The sequence below is a fragment of the Mediterranea massiliensis genome (genome assembly GCF_900128475.1).
GTDB lineage: Bacteria > Bacteroidota > Bacteroidia > Bacteroidales > Bacteroidaceae > Bacteroides > Bacteroides massiliensis_E.
The window spans coordinates 672,487-698,247 of the sequence record NZ_LT635836.1; the positions used below are offsets into that span (position 1 = coordinate 672,487).

General features: G+C 48.2%; 16 protein-coding genes. 11 read left to right on the plus strand and 5 right to left on the minus strand.

Translation table 11 applies throughout. The annotated features are described in order from the left end of the window. Positions 1-8: 8 nt before the first annotated feature. Together BQ7483_RS07590 and BQ7483_RS07595 are read left to right on the plus strand one after the other, a co-directional pair. Positions 9-443, plus strand: coding sequence for a S41 family peptidase (locus BQ7483_RS07590; RefSeq protein WP_072545409.1), 435 nt, complete (start codon positions 9-11; stop codon positions 441-443). Between the two features lie 300 nt (positions 444-743). Continuing rightward, complete coding sequence (locus BQ7483_RS07595; protein WP_072544396.1) at positions 744-1,649, plus strand: IS982 family transposase; 906 nt, start codon at positions 744-746, stop codon at positions 1,647-1,649. A 23-nt stretch (positions 1,650-1,672) separates the two neighbouring features. Here BQ7483_RS07595 and BQ7483_RS07600 read toward each other — a convergent pair whose 3' ends face one another. Continuing rightward, positions 1,673-2,497 carry an alpha/beta hydrolase gene (locus BQ7483_RS07600; protein ID WP_072545481.1) on the minus strand — a complete coding sequence of 275 codons (825 nt, stop codon included), beginning with the start codon at positions 2,495-2,497 and terminating at the stop codon, positions 1,673-1,675. Between the two features lie 83 nt (positions 2,498-2,580). Here BQ7483_RS07600 and BQ7483_RS07605 point away from each other — a divergent pair, with 83 nt between their 5' ends. Together BQ7483_RS07605 and BQ7483_RS07610 are read left to right on the plus strand one after the other, a co-directional pair. Further along, positions 2,581-3,888 (plus strand): hemolysin family protein, encoded by a 1,308-nt coding sequence (locus tag BQ7483_RS07605; protein ID WP_022019513.1) that lies wholly within the window; start codon positions 2,581-2,583, stop codon positions 3,886-3,888. A 176-nt stretch (positions 3,889-4,064) separates the two neighbouring features. Next, complete coding sequence (locus BQ7483_RS07610) at positions 4,065-5,576, plus strand: IS1182 family transposase (RefSeq protein ID WP_072545410.1); 1,512 nt, start codon at positions 4,065-4,067, stop codon at positions 5,574-5,576. Between the two features lie 182 nt (positions 5,577-5,758). Here the strand turns inward: BQ7483_RS07610 and BQ7483_RS07615 are convergent, their stop codons facing one another. The 3 genes from BQ7483_RS07615 to BQ7483_RS07625 form a co-directional block, all read right to left on the minus strand. Further along, positions 5,759-6,898 (minus strand): IS481 family transposase, encoded by a 1,140-nt coding sequence (locus tag BQ7483_RS07615; protein WP_072545411.1) that lies wholly within the window; start codon positions 6,896-6,898, stop codon positions 5,759-5,761. A gap of 99 nt (positions 6,899-6,997) precedes the next feature. After that, positions 6,998-7,597 carry an OmpH/Skp family outer membrane protein gene (locus BQ7483_RS07620; protein ID WP_072545412.1) on the minus strand — a complete coding sequence of 200 codons (600 nt, stop codon included), beginning with the start codon at positions 7,595-7,597 and terminating at the stop codon, positions 6,998-7,000. A 31-nt stretch (positions 7,598-7,628) separates the two neighbouring features. Further along, positions 7,629-7,862, minus strand: coding sequence for a hypothetical protein (locus tag BQ7483_RS07625; RefSeq protein ID WP_072545482.1), 234 nt, complete (start codon positions 7,860-7,862; stop codon positions 7,629-7,631). 197 nt (positions 7,863-8,059) lie between these two features. Here BQ7483_RS07625 and BQ7483_RS07630 point away from each other — a divergent pair, with 197 nt between their 5' ends. The 4 genes from BQ7483_RS07630 to BQ7483_RS07645 all read left to right on the plus strand — a co-directional run bounded on the left by BQ7483_RS07630 (position 8,060) and on the right by BQ7483_RS07645 (position 14,392). Next, positions 8,060-9,517, plus strand: a complete 1,458-nt coding sequence (locus tag BQ7483_RS07630; RefSeq protein WP_072545413.1) for an aminoacyl-histidine dipeptidase — start codon at positions 8,060-8,062, stop codon at positions 9,515-9,517. 18 nt (positions 9,518-9,535) lie between these two features. After that, a complete protein-coding gene (locus BQ7483_RS07635) occupies positions 9,536-10,630 on the plus strand; it encodes an endonuclease/exonuclease/phosphatase family protein (RefSeq protein ID WP_139247562.1) in 1,095 nt (364 codons plus the stop codon). A 149-nt stretch (positions 10,631-10,779) separates the two neighbouring features. Then, entirely contained in the window at positions 10,780-12,066 is a 1,287-nt protein-coding gene (locus tag BQ7483_RS07640; RefSeq protein WP_072545414.1) for an alpha-l-rhamnosidase, read from the plus strand. Positions 12,067-12,082: 16 nt separating this feature from the next. Further along, positions 12,083-14,392, plus strand: a complete 2,310-nt coding sequence (locus BQ7483_RS07645; protein WP_072545415.1) for a DUF2264 domain-containing protein — start codon at positions 12,083-12,085, stop codon at positions 14,390-14,392. Positions 14,393-14,486: 94 nt separating this feature from the next. Here BQ7483_RS07645 and BQ7483_RS07650 read toward each other — a convergent pair whose 3' ends face one another. Next, positions 14,487-18,554, minus strand: a complete 4,068-nt coding sequence (locus BQ7483_RS07650; protein WP_139247586.1) for a hybrid sensor histidine kinase/response regulator transcription factor — start codon at positions 18,552-18,554, stop codon at positions 14,487-14,489. Between the two features lie 779 nt (positions 18,555-19,333). On the opposite strand from BQ7483_RS07650, the gene BQ7483_RS07660 reads away from it, so the two are divergent. The 3 genes from BQ7483_RS07660 (at position 19,334) to BQ7483_RS07670 (ending at position 25,742) form a co-directional block, all read left to right on the plus strand. Continuing rightward, positions 19,334-22,627, plus strand: coding sequence for a SusC/RagA family TonB-linked outer membrane protein (locus tag BQ7483_RS07660; protein WP_072545485.1), 3,294 nt, complete (start codon positions 19,334-19,336; stop codon positions 22,625-22,627). Between the two features lie 13 nt (positions 22,628-22,640). Continuing rightward, positions 22,641-24,671 (plus strand): RagB/SusD family nutrient uptake outer membrane protein, encoded by a 2,031-nt coding sequence (locus tag BQ7483_RS07665; RefSeq protein WP_072545417.1) that lies wholly within the window; start codon positions 22,641-22,643, stop codon positions 24,669-24,671. Positions 24,672-24,749: 78 nt separating this feature from the next. After that, on the plus strand, positions 24,750-25,742 hold the full coding sequence (locus tag BQ7483_RS07670; RefSeq protein ID WP_072545418.1) for a glycoside hydrolase family 43 protein: 993 nt from the start codon (positions 24,750-24,752) through the stop codon (positions 25,740-25,742). Positions 25,743-25,761: the final 19 nt, after the last annotated feature.

The following is a 25,761-nucleotide window of genomic DNA, read 5'->3' on the forward strand; positions in this document are numbered from 1 at the left end:
TGGCACACTTGATTGCCTCCGATGTGAAAGCACCGGCCACCGAAATTCCAATCAATAGTTTTCCATTCCAGCAAAATGTATCGTGGCATATCAATGCAGAAACCTTGAAGGCAAAATCACCTCACGTTGACTTGCCTGCAACCTTCTTGTGCGATGCCCGAACTGTCAGCTGGGGCGAGACCATCCTCATGATGATCCGTCAATACGGATTGGGCAAGATTATCGGACAAACAACAGCCGGTACTACAGGCGACATGACTTTATTCAATCTGCCACTTTTCCCATTCTCCATGACCGGAATGCGTATGCGTTGCATGGATGGGGAAAAACACCATTCCCAAGGCATCGTGCCTGACAGAACAGTCCCCGTCTATGCTAAGGATTACATGACTGATTATGACAGGACCTTAAACGTAGCTTTAGACGACATTGAATCCCGTTGAAAGGAAATAGAGCTGTATCAAAATGAAAAAAAGCAAAGACACATACCCATTGCCGTACAAACAACTACGGAATGTGGATCCCGCATCAAGTGCGGGATGACAAGATATCAGTACTTTTTCATTCTGATACAGCTTCGAATCGCTACAGGCTCGAATTCAAGAAGGACAGGGCTCCTGCTTCTCTTCTTATTTAACGTGAATTCGATATAAGTAAATAAATATCTCATTGAAAATTAGAAACATAGCGATAAAAGTATTAAATTTATAGTACTCAATTATAACATTTAAACGATTACCGCTATGTTCTCAGAGTCTAAAATTACGGAAATTTATTGTATGGCCGATGATTTTTGCAAGGAATTTGCGTTGCAACAAGAAAAATATATGATTGAAGACAAGAAGGCTAGACATCGTAACAAGCCTAACCGTATGAGCGATGCAGAGATTATGGTGATTCTTATCCTGTTTCACTCGGGCGGTTTCCGCTGCTTCAAGCATTATTACAAGGAATATGTCTGCAAACATCTGAAGCACCTTTTCCCGAGACAGGTTTCCTATAACCGTTTTGTGGAACTGGAGAAGGAATTACTGCTCCCCCTGACCATTTTCATCAAGAAAGTCCTGTTGGGGACATGTACCGGCATCAGTTTTGTCGATTCTACAGTCCTGCGTGTCTGTCGCAACCAACGTATATTGATTCACAAAACATTTGAGGGGCTTGCCGAGCGTGGGAGAAGTTCCATGGGTTGGTTCTTCGGATTCAAATTGCACCTGATAATCAATGACAAGGGCGAAATCCTGAATTTCATGCTCACTCCCGGAAACGTGGATGACCGCGAGCCTCTGAAGCAAGGCCGGTTCCTGGAAAACATAAAGGGGAAATTATGTGCCGACAAAGGATATATTGGCCAGGCTCTGTTCGAGAATCTTTTCCTTAACGGCATACAACTTGTCACCAAGGTCAAAAACAATATGAAAAATTCACTGATGAGCATCGCCGACAAGATCCTGCTCAGAAAAAGAGCCTTGATTGAAACGGTCAATGACGAACTGAAGAACATTGCGCAGATAGAGCATTCCAGACACCGTTCATTCAATAACTTCATTGCAAATACGCTGTCTGCTATCGCGGCATACTGTTTTTTTGAGAAGAAGCCCGCCATTGATGTGAACTTTATCAATGACGGGCAACTGGCTATCTTCTGATTCTTATTTCGAACTCACGTTATTTATTTATGATTCGAGAAGAATTTCTCAAAGAACAGAATCTGGTAGTCAATGGAATTGTTCCAATAGGAGAGGTTGTGCACACCCGGACGGGTAATGAAGTCGTGGTCGATGCCCCGGCCCAACAGACGCTTGTGCAGGTCCTTGTTCACTTCCAGAAAGAAATCGCTCTCACCGCAATCGAAAATGATGGCCAGGTCGCCGTTCTGAATCTTGTCTATCTGGTTGATGACCGTATGCTCGTCCCAGCGTTTCTTGTTGGCGGCAAATTCGCCCAACTGCCTGCTCATCTCCCAGTTCTGCGGGAAAGGCCGGATGTCAACGCCACCGCTGGTGCTGCCTGCTGCACCAAACACGTCCTTGTGCCGGAAGGCATTCCACAGGGCACCGTGACCGCCCATGCTCAGGCCCGTAATGGCCCGGCCCTGCCGTGAGGCCACCGTCTGATAATGACGGTCGGTATACTCTATCAGCTCGGAAGAGACAAACGTTTCGTAGCGGTAGGCCGGATTCAGCGGACTGTCCCAATACCAACTGTTCTTTCCGTCGGGACAAACAAAAATAATGCCCTTCTCGTCGGCAATGCGAGGCAATTCAGGCTTAATCGTAATCCACGACTTGGCTTCCCCGCCATATCCATGCAGCAGATAAATCACAGGACATGCCTGCGCCTGTCCGCCCAACGCCTTGTCGGGCACTACATAAACTACTTTGACACCCTTGTTCATGGCACGGCTCTCAACCATCACAGTATCTACCTGTGCCGCCCGCATTCCCATTGCCACAAAAATCAACAGGATACCGGCCAAAATGCTCTTGTTTTTCATCATTTCTTAATGTTCTAATACTAAAAGACGGATTATTTGCTCCAAATTTACTATGTTTGCAGCAGAAACACTTCAACTATTATATGGAATTTATCATCATTCTACTTTTATTAGTATTGAACGGCATCTTTGCCATGTACGAAATCGCACTCGTTTCCTCCAGCAAGGCACGTCTGGAAACCCTGGTCGGTAAGGGGAACAAACGGGCCAAAGGAGTGCTGAAGCAACTGGAAGAACCCGAAGAATTTCTTTCCACCATCCAGATAGGCATCACGCTCATCGGCATCGTTTCGGGTGCCTACGGAGGTGCCAACATTGCCGACGACCTGGTGCCCCTGTTTGCCTTGATACCGGGGGCAGAGCCCTATGCCGCCAATTTGGCCATGGTGACCACCGTCGCCCTCATCACCTACCTGTCGCTGATTATCGGCGAGCTGGTTCCGAAGACCATTGCCATGAGCAATCCCGAAAAGTGGGCCACGCGCCTCAGCCCGTTCATGATTGTCCTCAATAAAGTATCCTACCCCTTTGTCCGCCTGCTCAGCGCTTCTACCCGGCTGACCAACCGCCTTCTTGGCATGGAAAGCAACGAAGAACGGCAGATGACGCAGGACGAACTGAAGATGATACTCCACCAGAGTTCCGAACAAGGTGTCATCGACAAGGAAGAAACCGAAATGCTGAAGGATGTATTCCGCTTCTCGGACAAGCGGGCCAACGACCTGATGACCTACCGCCGCGACATCGTGGTGCTGCACCCCACAGACACCCCCGAACAGGTGTTGAACACCATCCGTGAGCAGCACTTCAGCAAGTACCTTCTAGCAGATAAAAGCCTGGACGAAATCATCGGCGTAGTGTCGGTCAAGGATATCATTCTGATGATGGGCAACACGGAGCACCGCTTCGACCTGCGCAGCATCGCCCGTCCGGCCCAGTTCATTCCCGAAAGCCTGTATGCCAAAAAGGTATTGGAAATCTTCAAGAAGAACAAGAACAAATTCGGTGTGGTGGTCGACGAATACGGCAACACGCAAGGCATCATCACCCTGCACGACCTGACCGAAAGCATCTTTGGCGACATTCTGGAGGAGAACGAAACGGAAGAGCAGGACATCGTGATGCGCCAAGACGGTTCAATGCTGGTAGAAGCCTCCATGAGTCTGGACGACTTCATGGAAGCCATGGGCATATTGGACTACGACGACCTGAAGGAAGAGGACTTTACTACCCTGAGCGGATTGGCCATGTTTCTCGTGGGACGGGTACCGAAAGCCGGCGACCTCTTCAGCTACAAGAACCTCCATTTCGAAATTGTGGATATGGACCGCGGTCGGGTGGACAAACTGCTGGTCACCAAAGACAAGGAGGAAGAGGAAAAGGAGGACTGATGATTCTCCACCCTTCAGACAGAGATAAAACAAGGGGCTGTCTCAAATAAACTTTGAGATGGCCTTTTTTGTGTCTACAAAAAAAATGGGCAAGCCCTAACTTCTCTCAGCCAGAACTTGCCCGTTTCCCTAATTTTTTGTATCTTAGGGAACCAAGTTAAGATATCCCAAAGATAATGTTTAAAAGTTACACATCCAACGATAATCTGCTTTTACCTCCATGTTTAGGCGATTTTATCCCCCAGAACGATCCAGTCCGTGTTGTTCACCGTATCATTGAACAGATAAACCTTGAAGAACTTTACCGTAAGTATTCCCCTAAAGGCTGTTCTGCGTACCACCCACGTATGATGCTTCAAATTCTTGTCTATGCTTATTTGCGTAATATCTATTCCAGCCGTCGCATAGAAGAATTCTGTCGCAATGACATCCGCCTCATGTGGCTTACCGGCAATGTGACTCCTGATCATAACACCATCAACCGTTTTCGCAGCAGCCGGCTGAAGGATGTACTGAAGACAATATTTGCCACCATTGTAAAGTTTCTCGTGTCGGAAGGTTTTGTAAGTCTGGATGTAGCCTGTACCGACGGGACGAAGATGGAGGCGAACGCCAACCGTTATACGTTCGTCTGGGGCAAGTCCATACATACCCGCATATCCAGAATCGCGGAACAGCTTGAAGAGATATGGCAGTACGCCGAGTCTGTCACCAAACAGGAACTGCGTGATTCCGCTCCAGTCACCTGTCAGGATATCACTCCGGAGAAAGTAGAAAAGGCACTCAAGCAGATTGATGATGCCCTGAATGAAGTGGATGCGGACAAGAAAATGAAAGCGAAGGTAAGACGTGTAAGGAAGTCATGGCCAGAACAGCTCAGGAAATATGAATCACAGGGAAAGATACTTGACGGACGCAACAGCTATTCAAAGACGGACAATGACGCCACCTTCATGCGTATGAAAGAAGACCATATGAGGAATGGACAACTCAAACCCGGATATAATACCCAAATCAGTACCAACAGGCAGTTCATTCTGGACTATACCCTCCATCAGTGTGCGGGAGATACCTCCACCTATTCTTTGCATATGGATGATTTTCATTCCCTTTACGACAGATACCCTGACATATCTGTCTGTGATGCCGGATACGGGAGTGAAGAGAACTATCTGTATGCTTCCAGACATGGCATTAAAACCTTCATAAAGTACAATTATTTTCATAAGGAACAGAAAAAGAACTTCAGAAATGACCCTTTTCTGTCTGCCAACTTCTACTATAATGAAGAAACGGACGGAATGTACTGTCCGATGGGACAAAGGATGGAAAGACTTGCTGATATAACGCGTTCGACAGACAACGGTTTTGAGCAGACCATATCAAGATACAGAGCACGTAACTGTAAAGGCTGCCCGTTAAGATGCCGGTGTCACAGAAGCCAGTCGGAAAGGATTGTACAGGTAAATCACCGTCTGAGGAAAATCAAGAAAAGAGAACGTGAAAAGCTACTCTCTGATGAAGGTCTGAAATATCGCAGTCAGCGACCACAGGATGTGGAGGCTGTATTTGGAAACCTCAAGAACAACAAGCACTTCAAGAGATTCCATCTTCGTGGACTTAAGAAGGTTGAGATTGAGTTCGGACTGCTGGCCATGGCACATAATCTTGCAAAAGTAGCCTCGTAGGAGGCTTATGACAACGAATAAACAGTTTGAAAGAATGATATCTTCAAAAGTAAGTTTGTAAACTCCTCTTTTGAGAAAAATGACTTCAATCTGAGATGAAACAAACAGAGGCCATCTCAAGTCTATTTGAGACAGCCTCTAATTAATTGTAATAGTCAAGACTTGTTCTGACATTTTCTATACTATCGGACAAAAAAAGTGTCCGATGCCATCTGCGAAGATACGCAACTATTCTCACTCTCACAACCTGGTGAGCTAATAACCTGCTCATCAGGTTGTATTTTCCCTGCATCCTGCAATTGGTATCTCCTTGCCACCTCTATTCCTTCGAGGAAAGTCTGCATGGGTGTTTTCCCGAAACAGTATTTCCCGGAGTGCGTCCTTTGCGTGTTATAAGAGTTCATCCAAGTGTCAAGGTCTGCTTGCAGTTGTTCTATCGAGGTGTATATCTTCTTTCTGAAAGCGATGGCGTAGAATTCGTTCTGGACAGTCCTGTTGAAGCGTTCACAGATGCCGTTTGTCTGCGGGCTCTTGGCCTTGATCTTGGAATGGTCGATGTCCTCGATGGCCAGATACAGTTCGTATTCATGTGTTTCCCTGTTTCCGCAATATTCGGTTCCCCTGTCCGTGAGCATCCTCATCAGTTTCAGGTCATGCTGCTCGAAGAACGGAACCACCCTGTCATTGAGCATGTCCGCCGCCACGAGCGCGTTCTTCCTGTCGTAAAGTTTGGCGAATCCGATTTTGGAATAGGTGTCGATGACCGTCTGCTGGTAAATGTGCCCCACGCCTTTGATATACCCTACATAATAGGTGTCCTGCGCCACCAGGAAGCCGGGATAATAAGTCTCTATTTCTCCATGTGCCTGTTTCTCCGCCTTGGCTTTTTCCAGCGCGGCCACCTGGTTCTCGTCAAGCACGATGCCTTCCTGCTCCACCTTGGTCGAAAGTGCCTTCAGGCGTTTTTGGAAGGTCTCCATGTCATGCCTGAGCCAGATGGAGCGCACTCCTCCGGGAGATACGAGTATGCCTTTCTTGCGCAGCTCGTTGGATACGCGTACTTGTCCCAAAGCCGGGTTGTCTATGGCCATCTGCACTACAGCCTGCTCTATGCGCTCCTCCACGCGGTTCTTCATCACCGGCTTTTTACGGGAAATCTCCTGCAGGGCCAGTTCTCCGCCCTGCTCGTACAGTTCCTTGAAACGATAAAAACTGTCACGGCTGTATCCCATGATCTTGCAGGCTCGTGACACGTTTCCCAACTGTTGGGACAGCTCAAGCAATCCCAGTTTGTTCTTGATGACTTTTTCTGATGTGGTCATAACTTAATCTGCTTTTATGTTACAAATCTACTCTTTTTATGCGTAACTGTCAGATTAAGTCTTGACTAATTCAAATTAATATTCTATCTTCTTATTTTCTTATTTCTTGGCAGGTGAAGAATAACGTGCATTCAAGCCTTCCAGAATTTCCTTCGTAATGTTGTAGACACTGTCGGCATACAGCAGGTTATCAAAACCGGTATTGCTGATGATCATGCTATAACCCTTGGTCTTGTTGTATTCCTTCAGGAAGGAATTGATGGAGTCGCGCAGCTGCAAGCTGTTCTTCTCGTTTTCGCTCATCAGCTCGGACTGCAGCTTGTTGCTCAATGCCTGCAAATCCTGCTCCAACTTGGCGATGCGGTTGTATTCCTGCTGGGCTCTTTCCTGCGAAAGATAAGCGTTGTTCTGATATTTGGTCTGGAATTCCTGCTTCTGCTTGTCCAGTTCAGCAGCTTTCTGGTTCAGAGTCAGGCGCACATTCTCGCTCTTCTTTACCATAGCTTCGTTCAAATCGATGCAGAAGTTGTATTTGGCCAACAGCGTATCTATCTCTACATAAGCAATCTTCATGCCTGACAGGCCAGCCTGGGCAGGAGCATTTGCCGATTGATTGTTTGTATTGCCGGCACATTGGGAAAACAAAGCGACAAAGGCCAAAGCAGCCAGACCATTCAGGAAGTAATTTAATCTCTTCATAATTCTGAGTACAATATTATTTTTTAATTAATTAGTTCACACTTTCATTCAAGGCTTTCTCCAGTTCGTCTACAGAAAAGCGAGGCTTCTTTTGAGCTTCCCGGTCCTGCGACTGCACGCAGCCGATGCCTTTTTTCCGGAGAGCCTTGTTGCCGCTGACATGCCCGTTGGGGAACTTGCCGCCTTTCACAAAAAAGACCTTTACACCCAATAAGAGCACACAAATAGCAACTATTAACAAAGTTATCAAGATAGTCTCAAGCATTTCCATTAATTTTGTGGGTGCAAATATAGGGCTTTGCAAGGACTATGCCACCGTTTTTACCCTAAAAAAAGAGAAAGGAACGGTCAATCGGTTATCAATTTAACCATATTTAGCACTACATATTCCATGCTTAAAGCCAGTTAAACAGACAGGTCCGCAAGGACCTGCAGCAGCATTTCATACAAAAACGATATCATATGGAAAAGAAAGATTTGAAACCTGCCGGCGTTTTCCACTATTTCGAGGAAATCTGCCAAGTGCCGCGCCCTTCCAAACACGAAGAGAAGATCGTGGCCTACCTGAAGGAATTCGGTAAAAAGCACCACCTGGAAACCCTGTCGGACGAAGTGGGCAACGTACTGATCAAGAAGCCCGCCACTCCGGGTATGGAAAACCGCAAGACCGTTGTCCTGCAATCGCATGTCGACATGGTCTGCGAAAAGAACAACGACGTGCAGCACGACTTCATGAACGATCCCATTCAGACGGAAGTGGACGGGGAATGGCTGAAAGCCAAAGGCACAACACTGGGAGCCGATAACGGCATCGGCGTAGCCACCGAACTGGCTATTCTGGCCGACGACACCATTGAGCACGGTCCGCTGGAATGCCTGTTCACCATCGACGAAGAAACGGGACTGACCGGAGCCTTTGCGTTGAAAGAAGGATTCATGAACGGCGACATCCTGCTGAACCTCGACTCCGAAGACGAAGGCGAACTCTTCATCGGCTGTGCCGGCGGCGTGGACTCCGTAGCCGAGTTCAAGTATCAGGAAACTGACGTCCCTGCCGGATACTTCTGCTGTAAGATTCAGGTGAAAGGACTGAAAGGCGGACACTCGGGTGGCGACATCCACCTGGGACTGGGCAATGCCAACAAGATTCTGAACCGCTTCCTCAGCCAGGCTGCTGCCAAGTACGACCTCTATCTGTGCGAAATTGAGGGAGGAAACCTGCGCAACGCCATTGCCCGCGAGGCACATGCCGTCATCGCCATCCCCGAAGCCGACAAACATGCCCTGCGCAGTGACCTGAACGTGTTTACAGCTGAGGTACAGGCTGAATACAACGTCGTTGACCCCGACCTGCAACTGATTATGGAATCGGAGAACTTCCGCCCCAAAGCCATCGACCGCGACACGACCCGCCGACTGCTTCAGGCCCTCTATGCCTGCCCGCACGGCGTATTTGCCATGAGCCAGGACATTCCCGGATTGGTAGAGACATCCACTAACCTGGCCTCCGTCAAGATGAAACCGGACCACATCATCCGCATCGAGACCAGCCAACGCAGCTCGACCGCCTCGTCCAAGCAGGACATTGCCAACATGGTGCGCACCGTCTTCGAAATGGCCGGTGCCCACGTCACCTTCGGCGACGGCTATCCGGGCTGGAAACCCAATCCGCACTCCGAAATTCTGGAAGTGGCCACCGCTTCCTACAAACATCTGTTCGGCACAGAAGCGAAAGTCAAGGCCATCCATGCCGGACTGGAATGCGGTCTATTCCTCGACAAATATCCGTCACTCGACATGATTTCGTTCGGTCCCACCCTGCAAGGCGTGCACTCGCCCGACGAACGCATGCTGATACCCACCGTCCAGAAGTTCTGGGACCACCTGCTGGATATTCTGAAAAATATTCCGGTCAAATAAACGGGTAAGGGACAACGAATGACACCCCACAAACGGAGATACAGAAATGAATGGAAAGGTCATCAGACCCTTCTGTTCTTCTGTATCTCCGTTTTCTTTTCTTTCTCCCCGTCCATTCCCTCTGTACAGGCGCAAGACACACTGGCTTTCCGTGTCGTCAGCTACAACGTGGAAAACCTGTTCGACACACGGCACGACTCCCTGAAAGACGACTACGAGTTTCTGCCCGAATCTACCCGCCACTGGAACTATCCGAAATACCGGAAGAAACTGGACGACATTGGCCGTACCCTCATTGCCGTTGGCGGATGGACCCCTCCTGCACTCGTAGCCCTGTGTGAAGTGGAAAATGACAGTGTACTACGCGACCTGACCCGCTACTCCGTCATACGCGAAGCCGGTTACCGATACGTTATGACCCACTCCAGAGATGAACGGGGCATCGATGTAGCCCTGCTCTACCAGCGGGGATTGTTCAAACTGCTTTCCTGCCACAGCATCACCGTGAGCAAACCACGCCCGTCCGACCGCCCCACACGCGACATACTGCATGCCAGCGGCCTGCTGCTGAACGGCGACACGCTGGACGTATTGGTCGCCCACTTCCCTTCCCGCTCCGGCGGCGCCAAGGAAAGCGAGCCCTACCGGCTGATGGCCGCCCGCCAACTGAAACGGACCGCAGATAGCCTCATGGCCCGACGCTGCTATCCACAGCTGCTGATTATGGGCGACTTCAACGACTACCCCCACAACCGTTCCGTCCGAAAAATATTACAGGCCAATGCACCCCAGCCGGGAGAATCAATCTCCTCCCGACGCCTGTATCATCTGCTTGCCCGCAAAGCTCGGACACAAAAAACGTTCGGCAGCTACAAGTATCAGGGAGAATGGGGGCTGCTGGACCACCTCATCGTATCGGGCAACCTGCTGCAAACAGACGCCCCTCTATCCACATCCGAAGCCCATGCCGACGTGGCTCGTCTAGCCTTTCTCCTGACCGAAGACAGGAAGTTCGGCGGACAGCAACCTTTCCGTACGTACCTTGGACCTCGATACTTGGGAGGCATCAGTGACCACCTGCCTGTATGGGTAGAATTCCGGTTAATTTATTAACTAATCTGTCCTAACAAGGAGTAAAAATTTAAGCACACAGATACATAAATTTATCAATCTGCTCACCTGCACCCTAAATTCACACTTGCCCCGTTGTAGTTATCGAATAATTTTGCGAATATTGCACAAACAATTATCCACAAAGTCTCATGAAATACACCATTTTGATCCTGGCATTCCTCATAGGAACCATACCTGCATTTGCCCAAAAACTGATTGAAATAGGAAAAGGCTACAGCTCCACATCGGTCAATACGACCATTTTCCGCCACAGTTCCTTAGCCACTTTCAACGATCACCAATACACCGCCTATTATGACGGCGACGGCTATCTGGTCATCGGAAAACGCCCACTGAACTCCAACCGTTGGGAGCTTCTCCGTTCGTCCTACAAAGGAAATGTGGCCGATGCCCACAACGTCATCAGCCTTATGGTAGACGGCGAAGGCTATCTGCACGTTGCCTTCGACCATCACGGACAACCGCTGAACTACTGCCGCAGTACGGCACCCGAATCGCTTACTTTAGGAAAAAAGGAACCGATGACCGGTCATGACGAAGCGGACGTCACCTACCCGGAATTCTACCGGCTGTCCAACGGCGATCTGCTCTTTGCCTACCGCTCGGGAGCTTCCGGCCGGGGTAACCTTGTTCTGAACCGCTACAACTTGAAACAGCGTACCTGGCAACGGATACAGGACGTCCTCATCGATGGCGAAGGCGAACGCAATGCCTACTGGCAACTGTATGTTGATGCCCAAGACGTCATCCACGTTTCATGGGTATGGCGGGAGTCGTGGCTGGTGGAGACCAATCACGACCTGTGTTACGCCTGCTCGTCGGACGGCGGAAAGACTTGGCACAAGTCCGACGGCGAAGTCTATGACCTGCCCATCCGCCAAGACAATGCCGAATATGCCTGCCGTATCCCCCAGAACAGCGAACTCATCAATCAGACCAGCATGAGCGCCGATGCGGAGGGACATCCGTACATCGTCACCTACTGGCGCGATGCCGACAGCGATGTTCCCCAATACCGCCTGGTGTGGCACGATGGAGCAGCCTGGCACAACCGCCCCATCATGCGCCGCACCCAGCCTTTTTCCCTGAAAGGAGGAGGCACCAAGATGATTCCCATCTCCCGTCCCCGCATTGCCGTAGACAAGGGTCGTGCCTACTTCATCTTCCGCGATGCAGAGCGGAACAGCAAAGTTTCCATGGCCTATACTCCCGACATACTCAACGGTGAATGGCAAGTGACGGATCTCACAGATTTTTCGGTGGACGCCTGGGAACCCAGCCTTGATACAGAGCTGTGGAAACAGCGGCAACAACTCCACGTCTTCGTGCAGGAAACCCATCAGGGCGACGGAGAGAAACAGGTGACTTCTGCTCCCACTCCCGTCTATGTACTTGAAATCAATACCGAAAAATAACTTATAAACAAAAAACATGAACAAGATTCTTAAAACCCTTGCAGCCTGTGCCATCGCGATTCTACCGGCTGCTACATTTGCCAAGACATCCGAAGCCGACCAGGTACGGAAGATGATTGACAAGGTGAACCAACACTGGCAGGCCGAGAACAAGCCGGAAGTACGTTCCTTCTGGGACAACGCCGCCTACCACACCGGCAACATGGAAGCCTACTTCCTGACCGGCAATGAAGATTACCGTGCCTACTCCGAGGCATGGGCCAGACACAACGAATGGAAAGGAGCCAAGAGCAACGACCGCTCCCAATGGAAGTATTCCTATGGTGAATCAGACGAATATGTGCTGTTCGGTGACTACCAGATCTGCTTCCAGACGTATGCCGACCTCTACAACCTGGCTCCCGAAGATTATAAGATCAGACGGGCTCGCGAAATCATGGAGTACCAGATGAGTACTCCGAACAACGACTACTGGTGGTGGAGCGACGGACTTTACATGGTGATGCCCGTCATGACGAAACTCTACAAGATAACCCATAACCCCCTCTATCTGGACAAATTGTACGAGTACATCACCTATTCCGACCAGATAATGTTCGACCCGGAAGAAAACCTCTACTACCGCGACGCCAAATATGTCTATCCCAAGCACAAAAGCGTCAACGGAAAGAAGGACTTCTGGGCCCGCGGCGACGGATGGGTACTGGCCGGCCTGGCCAAGGTACTGAAAGACCTGCCCGCCGACTACAAGTATCGCCCCTTCTTCGTGGAAAAATTCCAGAAAATGGCCAAGGCCGTGGCCGCCATCCAGCAGCCCGAAGGCTACTGGACCCGCAGCATGATGGATCCCGAACATGCTCCCGGCCCTGAAACCAGCGGCACCGCCTTTTTCACCTACGGCATTCTGTGGGGCATCAACAACGGCTATCTGGACGAAACCGAATTCCTGCCCGTAGTCAACAAGGCCTGGACATACCTGTCGAAAACCGCTCTCCAGAAGAACGGAGCCGTAGGCTACGTTCAGCCCATCGGCGAGAAGGCCATTCCCAGACAGGTAGTCGACGCCAACTCTACAGCCAACTTCGGGGTAGGTGCCTTCCTGCTGGCCGCCTGCGAGTATGTACGTTACCTGGAAGCTCCCAAGACGGAGGACCGTGCCTACTGGTGCGACCTAGCCTACAAGATGGCAGCTCCCATCCTGAGCAACATGGCTAAAGGGGAACTGCAGAAGAACATGATTGTAGAAGTAAGCCCCACGTGGGACGGCCGCGACAAAAAAGTGACCTACATGGAAGCCTTCGGACGCCTGATGGCAGGCATTGCACCGTGGCTCACCCTGCCCGATGACCAGACGGAAGAAGGAACCATGCGCAAGCAGCTGCGCGAATGGGCCCTAAAGAGCTATGCCAACGCCGTCGACCCGCAAAGCCCCGACTACCTGCTGTGGCGCAAGGAAGGTCAGCCGCTGGTAGACGCCGCCTACATTGCCGAGAGTTTTCTTCGTGCCTTCGACCAGTTGTGGGAACCGCTCGACACTACCACCAAGCAGCGCTATATCGAGGAATTCACCCTGCTGCGCCGCATCGATCCTCCCTACACCAACTGGCTGCTGTTCTCCTCGACCATCGAAAGTTTCCTGGCCAAGGCCGGAGCGCCCTATGATGCCTACCGCATCAACTCGGCCATCCGAAAAGTGGAAGAATGGTACACAGGCGACGGCTGGTACTCGGACGGGCCGATCTTTGCCTTCGACTATTACAGCAGTTTCGTATTCCATCCCATGTATCTGGAAACCCTCCAAGCGATGAAGGATGCCAAAGCCTATACACGCATACACTATTCCAAGTATTACGACCGCGCCCTGCGCCGTGCCCGGAAATATAGTCTGATATTGGAACGTTTCATTTCGCCCGAAGGAACCTTCCCCGTATTCGGCCGCTCCATTCCTTACCGCATGGCTACCATGCAACCCCTGGCTCTGATGGCCTGGTATCAGGAACTGCCTGCCGGTGTGACCAACGCCCAGGTACGTTGTGCCCTCACCGCCGTTATGAAACGCATGTTTGCCAGCGGCAACAACTTCAACGAAGGCGGCTACCTGACCATCGGGTTCAGCGGACGCCAGCCCAACATTGCCGACTGGTATACCAACAACGGCAGCCTGTACATGACCTCCCTCGCCTTCCTGCCTCTGGGACTGCCTGCCAGCCACCCGTTCTGGACCGATGCCCCGCAAGACTGGACCAGCAAACGTGCCTGGAACGAACAACCCTTCCCCAAGGACCACCAGTGGAAGGATGAAATCCGTACATGGGATTTGTTCTGATAATAACAGCATGTAAGGAGGCACCACGGTGCATCCGACCCTTCAGGCACGGATGATACGGATAAATTGTCATCCGTGCCTGTAATACAATATATCAACCCCGGCTCTTCTGCTTCAGGTATTCGGAAGGAGCCATACCATACTCATCCTTGAAGCACTGCCTGAAATAAGCTACGCTGCTGAATCCTGCCAAATCGGAAATTTCCGCAATGCTGCACTCTCCGCTCATCAGGAGGTCCACACTCTTCTTCAGCTTCACCTTACGAACAAATTCGTTGACCGACATGTCTGTCAGACACTTTATCTTACGATAGAGTGTCGAATGGCTCATGCACATCTTATCGGCAATAAAGGCCACGTCTATCTTCTCCATACTGAGGTTGCTCTCGATGATGCGGTTCACCTTGTCGAGGAATTCACGGTCAAGCTTGTTAAGCGTATGGTTTCCTTCACCCAGGTCTTTCAGAGCCTCTTGCGTGGAGGTCCCCACCGACGACACTGTCTTGGCAGCAATCAGTCCGGCCAGCTTCCTCCTGCCTGCCAACAGGTTTTCAATTCGTCTACCCAGCAGACGGGCACTGAAAGGCTTGGCAATAAACGAGTCAGCCCCTACAGCATAACCCTCTTCGCGGTCTTGCATGCTATCCTTGGCCGTCAACAATATCACGGGGATATGGCTGGTACGCATGTCCTGCTTTACCCGCTTGCAGAAAGCGATACCGTCCATGATGGGCATCATGATGTCGCTCACGATGACACTCGGCGTACGTACCTTGGCTATATCCCATCCCTCCTTACCATTGGAGGCGGTCAGCACTTCATAGGAATCTTCAAACGAACTCCGGATATACTCACGGATATCGTTATTATCTTCCACCACCAGCAGAACGGGACGGGCATCTTCTCCTTCGGTGACCGATTCCCTGACAGCAGCCACGGATGTCTGTGCACGGGCGGACTCCTTGTGTTGGGCATGGGGATAGGTATTATCCGTCAGCAGGCTGAGGGTAAAGCAACTGCCCTCATTCAACGTACTTTCCACGGCAATTTTCGCCTCATGCAGATCGGCCAGCGACTTCACCAATGCCAGTCCAATGCCGGTACCCGACGCCTGATGCTTGCCTTCCGCCTGATAATAACGGTCAAAGATATGAGGTATCGACTCCGAGTCGATACCAAACCCGGTATCCTTCACCTTAATGTCGGTATATCTTTGTCCCGCTTCTTCACGACTGGAGAGCGACAGGGTGATGACACCTTCCGGCGTATATTTCATGGCATTGGACATCAGGTTGTTCACAATAATCCGAACCATTTCCGGGTCGAAATAGAGTTCCGTCTCTTCCGTCTCAATCTTTACTTCGATGTCCACCCGACTGTTCTGGTTCAATTCCTTGAAGCCTAATCCGATTTCCTTTACCAGCTTGGCGATGTTACCTTTCTCTATCAACAACTTCCGGTTCTGGGTTTCAGTCTTGCGGAACTCCAAAATCTGGTTGATTAGTGCCAGCAGTCTGTTGGCGTTGCTGTGTATGATGCCGATGCGCTCGGCATGTTTCTGTGACAGTGACTTGTCGGTCAGCAGGTCTTCCAACGGCCCGATAATCAGTGTCAGCGGTGTGCGGAGCTCGTGCGTGATGTTGGTATAGAAACGGAGGCGTTCGGCATTGAGCTTCTCACCGTTCTCCAATTGTTGGTGTTCCAAGCTAAGTTTATTTTCCAGGTCGAGTTTATGCTTGTAGGAACGAAGGATGAAGAACAGCAACAGGCAGCCGGCCACTGCATAGAACAACTTGGCATACCAAGTCAACCACAGGGGTGGCTCAATGACCAATGCCAACGAAGCGATATTCTCATCATTCCAATTCTGATTTCTCACCCTCGCATTCACCTTGAAAGTATAGCTTCCGTAAGGCAGATTCCGGAACGTCACCTGATTCTCACCATGCGTGTTGTACCAGGAGTCGTTCAGCCCCTCCATCTGATAGATGTATTCCACCTGCCCGGCCTGGGAAAAATCGGTCACATTAAAACCAATCCGCAGGTTGTTGTTCTTGTAGGAAAGCTTGACCTTGTTCTTGATGACAGGCACCGTCACCTCGGCATATTCCGGCCTGAGGTCTCCTGTCATACTCCGACACTCGGTGAAAACTACCGGTGCGACCTCCCCGTCGTCGTCAAGGGTTGCCGGATTGAAATAGCACACACCATTCTGTGAGCCGAAATAAATGGTACCGTCGTCCGAACGGCAGACCGAACCATCCATAAAGTCGCCACGCGGCACCCCATCGTGAAAATTGTAATTCTTAAATATCCCGCTTACCGTTTCAAGGCAGGAAATCCCATTGTTCGTACTGAACCAGATGTTTCCTTTCTCATCCTCCTGGATGGCCCTGATGTAACCGTTCTCAATGCCATCCTTTTCCGAAAAGACGCGGAAAGCATTCGGTTCGTCGGTCCTTTCAAAGAAGACAAGGCCGTTCCGAGTTGCAGCCCAAATAGATCCATTCTGACTCATGAACAGATGGGAAACTGCATTCGAAGGCATACTGTTGTCAGTCGTCAAACTATAGACCAGATTGTTGTGACGGTTCAATATCTGAATGCCCTTGCCAAAAGTACCGATCCACAATTTACCCTGCCAGTCGCGCAGGATGCTATGTACCATATTGTCGGGCAACTGATTGTTGATGCTGTCCTCGCAAACAAACCGTCCGTCTGCATAGCTGAACACACCGCTCTCCGTACCGATCCACATCTTTCCGTCAGCGTCTTCGTAGAAACATCGGACATCAAGATTGGAGTAATTGCCTCCCATCCGATTCATCTGTTTGGTTCGCCAGTCATACATGGTTACGCCGTCCAGGTACATGCCCAGCCACAAGTCACCGGAACGGTCTCTATAAATGACATTGACATGGGTATTCCTCTTTACGGCCTCAGGGACCAGCAGTCTTTCCATCCGGTTCTGGTCGAATACAGCTATCTCGTTTTCACCACCCAGCCACAAACAGCCATCCCTGTCTACATTGATACCCCACACTTGCTTATTCATGAACTCACCGTAACGCTTCATCTGATAGGGCAACGTACTGAACAGCGGTTGTTGATGACTGATGACGTCCACCCCGCCCCGATAGTTACCTATCCAGATGTTTCCAAACGAGTCCTCGAACACACAACGGGCGTTGGGTGACGACAGACCATGGATGTCGTTCGTCACCACAATGTTGCGGAACTGCACCTGCTCAGGACGGATAAAGGAGTTCTGGCGCAGATCGAGAATACTCACTCCACCCATATTGGTACAGACCCAAAGATTGCCGTCGCGTGTCTGGCTGATGTCATATACCTGATTGGACAAAAGAGAATTTGGACTGCCTGGCTGATTACGGAAGGTCGTAAACTCTTTCGTTACCGGATTGAACAGGGACAGGCCGTTCTCCGTACCGATCCATATCCGTTCCGCACTGTCCATCAAAATGGCATGGACCGTATTGCTCGGAATGCTCATGGGATTGTCGGAAGAATGGCGGAAATTCTCACAAGTCCGTGTCTTCAAGTCGATGATACTAAGACCGTCATTCACGTGTCCCACATAGAGATGACCTTTTCCGTCATCGCACGAAGTCCAGTTACGGCCAACCAATCCCTTTACATTGGACGTATTGAAACTTTCTATTTTCTTCGTCTTGCGGTCATAACGGTCAATACCCAGATGATAGTGGGTAATCCAGATGCTGCCGTCCGCAGCCATTTTCAAGTCGGTCACGTCGTTTGTTATCAGTCCGTTCCGTATATCCAGCGTCTCAAACTCCTGCGTGTCCACGTGAAAGATACTGATGCCGTCGCGTTGCGTCCCCACCCATATCGTATTGTCCTCGGGTACGGAAAGCAAAGTATTGTGTTCGTTCCCACTGATGTGCGAATTGTTGCGGTTGTAGACCGTAAAGTGTTTGCCGTCGAACTTGTTCAAACCAGCCTCGGTAGCAATCCAAACGCATCCCTGCCTGTCCTGTGTGATATCCACCACATAATTGTTGGACAAACCCTGCTCCACTCCCATCCGTTTCAGAATTAGATCATCCTGAAGTGCACGTACGGTCACAGGGAAGCACAAGATCAATACAAGGAACGATATAAGATAGCCGATTTTCTTCATCATTGTATTAAACAGATTAATTGTACCCAGCAAAAATAATGAAATAAGCCGAATGAAACAGGTTTTGCAAGTATTTTTCTACCTATTTTCATCAAAAAGCATGAAACCTCCTATACACATTTTTGGTGTGAAAGGAAGCATGAGACGCTGATTTCACAACAATCCTTTGGATTCCAGTAATCTATCAAAATAGTGAAAGCGTGAAACCATCTTTCAGGAAACAAGAATTCAGCAGAAATATAGAGCTGACCTGAACAAGCTTTCACCTTCGTCAACATCCCTACGAATAATGACCAACAACCGAAAACAGCCATTTCTGCAGCATAACTATGGACTTGAGCCACATAACTATGAACTTGAGCGATGTAACTATAAACTTTAGAAACGGCATTTTGACGAAAAAAATGATGTTTCCCAACGAAAAATTAGATGTTCATGCCTATCGAGTATATGTTCTGATTACAAAACATACACATCCTGCCCACAAGACATACGCATCCCGCTCACAGAATATGCACATTTTGTCCACAAAATATGCGCTTCCAATACAGAAGCACCTGTTTACCCCCTTCTCTCTTCCGCATCTTCAAGTCTTCTCAAATGTTAAAAACTACCAATAAGAAACAAATCACACAGGATAGAATAAAACGTCATTTGACATCTTTGAACAATTTTTCTATCCCATCTGCTTATTTCTTATAATACCTTTTTCTTTTCAAACGTCTACTTTTGACAGCGATTTAATTCTCACACAATTTTTAATTAAAATAAAATTAATGATGAAATCTAATTCTTGCAAAAACAATCGACGAGCCATGATGGCTCTGCTTCTTTGCACAGGATTCATTGCCATGCATCCCTTGGCAATGTCAGCTAAAGAAGAAGTTTCATCACTGAATGTGGTGCAACAGCAAAAAAATGTAAGTGGCGTTATCAAGGACTCAACTGGAGAACCTGTCATCGGTGCCAATGTCCGTGAAAAAGACAACCCCACCAATGGAACTATTACAGATTTGGATGGCAAATTCAATTTAAATGTAACTAATGCCACCAAATTGGAAATTTCCTTTATTGGGTACAAAACTGTTATTATAGACGCTATTCCTGGCAAGCCTGTCAATGTTACATTGGAAGATGATTCTGAAATGTTGGATGAAGTAGTTGTCGTAGGTTTCGGTACCCAGAAAAAAGTGAACCTGACCGGTTCGGTAGGTGTGGTAACAGCCGATGAGCTAAAAGAACGTCCCGTAACCAATGCTACGCAGGCTCTTCAGGGTGTAGTACCCGGATTGCAGATTACGCAAACCAACGGTAGTTTGGAAGACACGCCCAGTATCAATGTACGTGGTACAACTACCATCGGACAGGGAACAAGCGGCTCTCCGCTCGTTTTGATTGACGGCATGGAAGGTGACCTGAATACTATCAACCCGCAAGACATTGCCAATATCTCCGTTCTGAAAGATGCAGCTGCATCTTCAATTTATGGTTCACGTGCTCCGTTCGGTGTAATCCTGATTACAACCAAATCGGGCAGCAAAGAAGGAAAGACCTCCATCAACTACAACAACAGCTTCCGTTGGGGTACACCTATCAACATGAACCATTTGATGAGCTCCGTAGATTTTGCAGGCTGGATGAATGATGCTTTAACAAATGGAGGACAAGCTGTTCAATTTGATGCAGACAGAATGGCCGATATTGTAGCCTACCACAATGCAAGTCCATATAAACCAGGCCAACGAATTACCAGTGACGGTACTATCATGAGCGGTATCAGCGCAGGCGACAACGGATATTGGTTAGAAGCATATGCCAACGGTATAGATGATGTAGACTGGTATGGTGAAGTCTACAAGAAATGGACATTCTCCCAAGAACACAACTTCAGTGTCAGCGGTGGGACCAACAAGTTGAATTATTATGCTTCGTTTAATTTTTTGGATCAAGGCGGTTTCATGAAGTATGGCGAAGAAGGTCTGAAACGTTATAATGGAACAGCCAAGATCAGCTCACAAATTACCGACTGGCTGAAATTCAATTACACCATGCGTTTCACCCGTCAGGATTACAAGCGTCCTGCCACACTGACAAGTTCTCTGTATTCCGATATGGCTCGTCAGGGGTGGCCAGTTCTTCCTCTCTATGATCCCAATGGGTATTTCTATGATGCGCCGTCACCTGTTTTGGGTCTGGCAGAAGGAGGTGTTGATAAAACCCAGACAGACAACTCTTACCATCAGATTGGTCTGATTTTTGAACCTATCAAAAACTGGATTACGCATGTTGACTTCAATTACCATATCAAATCAGCCAACAGACATTGGGACAGCCAGATGAGATATAATCATGATGTCAACGGCAATCCGTATGTGTACAGCAATAGTTCCAATGTGCACGAAGATTACTACAAAGAGAACTATTACAACTTCAATGCATACACAGAATATACCTATAATCTCAATGACGCCCACAATTTCCATGTAATGGGTGGTTTCCAAGCAGAGAATCTGAAACAGACACAGTTTGGACTGCAAAGAAACGGTATCATGTTCTCTGGCAAACCCGAAGTGGACCTTACTACCGGCCTGGATTATTGGGGCAATGCAGTTACACCATCAACCAATGGGTCTAGAAATGAATGGGCTACAGCCGGCTTCTTTGCCCGTATCAATTACGACTATCAGGGCAAATACCTGATCGAGGCCAATGTACGTGCAGACGGTACTTCCCGCTTCAGAACAGGCAATCAATGGAAAACATTCCCTTCTGTTTCGGCAGGTTGGAACATTGCCAGAGAAAGTTTCTTCGAACCAATCAACGATCTGATTGGCACACTGAAGATACGTGCTTCTTACGGTTCGCTGGGTAACCAGAATACAACCAACTGGTATCAGACCTTCCAAACCATGACGGTAGGTTCTTCAGATGGTAGCTGGCTGATGAATGGAGTAAAACCGAATACCGCTACTGCTCCCGGACTGGTATCTACAACACTGACTTGGGAAACCATTGAATCATACAACATTGGTTTGGATTGGGGATTACTCAATAACCGTTTGACCGGATCGTTCGACTATTATATCCGAAACACTAAAGACATGGTGGGTAATGCTCCTGAACTTCCGGCCATTTTAGGTACTGCAGTTCCTGTAACCAACAATACCGACTTGCGCACTTCAGGATGGGAATTGTCAATTGGCTGGAATGACCGTCTGGACAACGGGTTGAACTATAGTGCCAAATTCAACATATCAGATGCACGTACAAAGATTACTCGCTATCCCAATAACCCGACCAATGCCATCAGCACCTACATTGAAGGACGTTACATCAACGAAATCTGGGGCTACGAAACCGTAGGTCTGGCCAAGACAGATGCTGAAATGCAAGCCCACCTCGCCACATTGCCCAACGGCGGACAGAATGCTTTGGGAAGCGACTGGAGAGCCGGTGACATCATGTATGCCGACCTGAACGGTGACGGAAAGATTTCCGGTGGTGCAGGTACACTGAACGACACAGGTGATATGAAGGTTATCGGTAACAGTACTCCACGCTACCTCTTCGGCCTTGACTTGAACGCCAGCTGGAAAGGATTTGACATCCGCGTATTCTTCCAGGGTGTGATGAAACGCGACTACTGGCAAGGAAGTACCTATTTGTTCGGTTCTGCCAGCAACGGACAATGGTGGGCTACCGGCTTGAGTCAGGTTCACGATTATTTCCGTGACGAGAACACATGGTCTGTCCAAAACGGTTATCAGTCTGTGAATACAGATTCTTACCTGCCTCGTCCGCTGTACAGCGACAAGAACCAGCAGTGTCAGACAAGATATCTGCAGAACGCAGCCTACATTCGCTTGAAGAACTTGCAAATCGGTTACACAATTCCGAAGAACATCACAACCCGCTGGGCCATCCAGAGCTTGCGCATATTCTTCTCCGGTGAAAATCTGTGGACAGGAACAAGCCTTGCTGACCAATTCGATCCTGAAACCATTTCAAGTTATAGTGGAAACTCTTACCCGTTGTCAAAGACATTGTCATGCGGTATAAATGTTACATTCTAAATTCGATTAAATTATGAAACTCAATAAACTTACCTATTTTTCAACAGTTTTATTGCTGTCTTCTTCATTGATATCGTGTGAGGATTTTCTGGACAAGGAACCCCCTTCATACGCAGTTCCTGAAGATTACTACTTAGCAGAAGACCAGCTTCAGGCCGTAGCCAACAAATTCTATTCTGACGGCTTGCTTCCCTCTCACGGTAACTGGAGTTACGGGACTTTCGGGACAGATAACAATACGGACAACCAGGCTGGCTTCACTGCGGACAACAAGTATACCACCGGACAATGGAAAGTTTCATTGGAAAACGGCAACTGGGCTTGGACCAATATCCGCAACATCAACTATTCACTGAATACGATTCTGAATAATTATGAAGCGGGAAAAATCAGCGGTTCAGATACAAATATCCGCCAATATATCGGAGAAATTTACTTCTTCCGCGCTTACTGCTACTTTGACATGCTGCAGAAGTGGGGAGACCTGCCTATCATCAAGGAAGCCTTACCCGATAATAATGAAATTTTGGTTGCAGCCAATCAAAGAAGTCCCAGAAATGAAGTTGCAAGATTCATTATCGAAGATCTGGACAACGCCATCGCTTACATGACAGACAATTTTGATGCTAAAAAGAATCGTTTGTCTTCGGATGTTGCCCAATTATTGAAGTCACGCGTAGCTCTGTTTGAAGCTTCTTGGCTGAGATACTTTAATAATACACCTTTTGTCCCGAACGGTGAAGGATGGCCGGGAAAAGCAAAAGATTATAATGCAAACTATCAATTCCCATCAGGCAGCATAGAAAGTGAAATCGAATATTTCTATACGATAGCAGCAGAAAGTGCTGAAGAAGTGGCTGAAAAATACAAAGGACGACTGACTCAGAACACAGGCTTAGTTCCCCAATCTGAATCAGATCCAGAGAATCCTTATTTCAGCATGTTCGGAAATACAGATATGTCAGGTTTCCCGGATGTACTCTTGTGGCGTGAATACAGTGAAGGTTTAGGCATTACCAACAATATCGAAATTGCTGTCGAGAAAGGCAATTACGGTGTAGGTTTGACTCGAAGTATGGTTCAAGGCTTTGTAATGGCAGATGGTAAGCCCATCTACGCAAGCCACAATGGCTTTACATTCAATGACGAGTCATTGGCTAACGTAAGAAAAAATGCAGATCCGCGTCTGTTCATCTTCCTGAAGGAGCCCTACCAAATCAACATGTTTAAGAACATGGATTCACAGAAAGACCATGGCGTAGAGATTGAGCCCTATCCCAGCATTTTGATTAGTGATGGTGAAAACGGCTATAGTACAGGTTACTCAATCCGTAAGGGTGGCACATTCGATAAAGCACTGACCGGTAACGGTGCCGGATATACAGGTTCCATCACTTTCAGAGCCACCGAAGCCTTACTGAATTACATGGAAGCCCAATATGAATTGACCAAGAATCTTTCTTCCGGCCATATTCTGGAATATTGGAAAGCTATCCGTACAGCTGCAGGATTTAAAGGAACCGCTATTGACCCGCAGACAACCATTGCCGCAACCGACATCAGCCAGGAAAAGCTGGATTGGGGATCTTATTCTGCCGGCGAACAGTTGACCGACCCCGTTCTTTACAATATCCGTAGAGAGCGCCGTTGCGAACTGATGGCCGAAGGACTTAGATGGATGGATCTGATCCGTTGGAGAGCATTGGATCAGATGATTGAGGAACCCTATATTGTAGAAGGATTCCACCTGTGGAACACAGAGATGCAGACATGGTATGAGGCAAGTGACATGATTGCGGATGGCAGTTCCTCAGCAACCGTATCCAGTCCGAGCTTAAGCGAATATTACAGACCCTATCAGAAGAATATGACAAGTGGTAATTTGTTCAAAGATGGGTATACTTGGCACATGGCACACTACCTGCAGCCGCTTCCCATCAAACAGTTCCAATTGACATCTTCTGATAACGCATCGCCCGAATTATCTCCGCTGTATCAGAATCCATATTGGCCAACTACAGCTGATATGCCTGCAGAGAAATAAAATTTCTAATCATAAAAGTAACTGGAGTTTCTCTCATGTAATGGGGAGCTTCAGTTACTTTTTTTATTTTTAAGTATCATGAAAGGCATTAAAATCTTATTCCTCATCATCCTCGCATTGCCGGCTATCCAGTCCATCCAAGCACAACATCATATTAAGAAGGGTATTCCAATGGATTCTATCCTATTAAGTGATCCTTGCATTCTCGCAGACCAGCAAACATCCATGTATTATATGACAGGTACAGGAGGAATGTTATGGAAAAGTAAAGATCTCAAATTGTGGGAAGGGCCTTACGCAATTGCTCAAACAGATCCCCATTCATGGATGGGGCCTAAACCAATGATCTGGGCAGCCGAACTTCATCCTTATCAAAACAAGTATTACTATTTTGCTACATTTACAAATCCTACTGTTAAAATAGACACAGTCAGAGGAAATGCAATAGAAAGAAGAGCTTGTCATATATTGGTAAGCGACAAGCCGGACGGTCCTTACCGCCCAATGCAAGATTCCATATACTTGCCGGCAAACAAGCCAACTCTCGATGGAACTTTTTGGATTGATACAGATGGAAAACCTTATATGGTTTATTGTTATGAATGGTTACAGAACTGGAATGGAACGATTGAAAAGATTGAATTAAAACCAGATCTCAGTGGTTCAGTCGGAGAAGGACAAGTATTATTCCGTTCAAATGAATGTCCATGGAGCCGTGAAATCAGCGAGGGAAAAGAAGGGCCAAACAAAGTTACCGACGGTCCTTACCTATTTCGCACAGAAACAGGCAGACTAGGCATGATTTGGACAAGCTGGATATATGACATTTATACACAAGGAGTTGCCTACTCAGAAAGTGGAACGTTAGATGGCCCTTGGATCCAAGAACCTCAACCTATCACACCACCTAATTTTGGCCATGGAATGCTTTTCAAAACCTTAGAAGGAAAATGGTTAATGTCTGTACATAGTCACAAAAACATCGATGGAACATATATTCGTGTTCCACACTTGTTTGAAGTAGACTTATCAGGTGATAAATTAATTGTCGGAGAAATCTATCAACCATAGAAAGGATACTCAACCAATA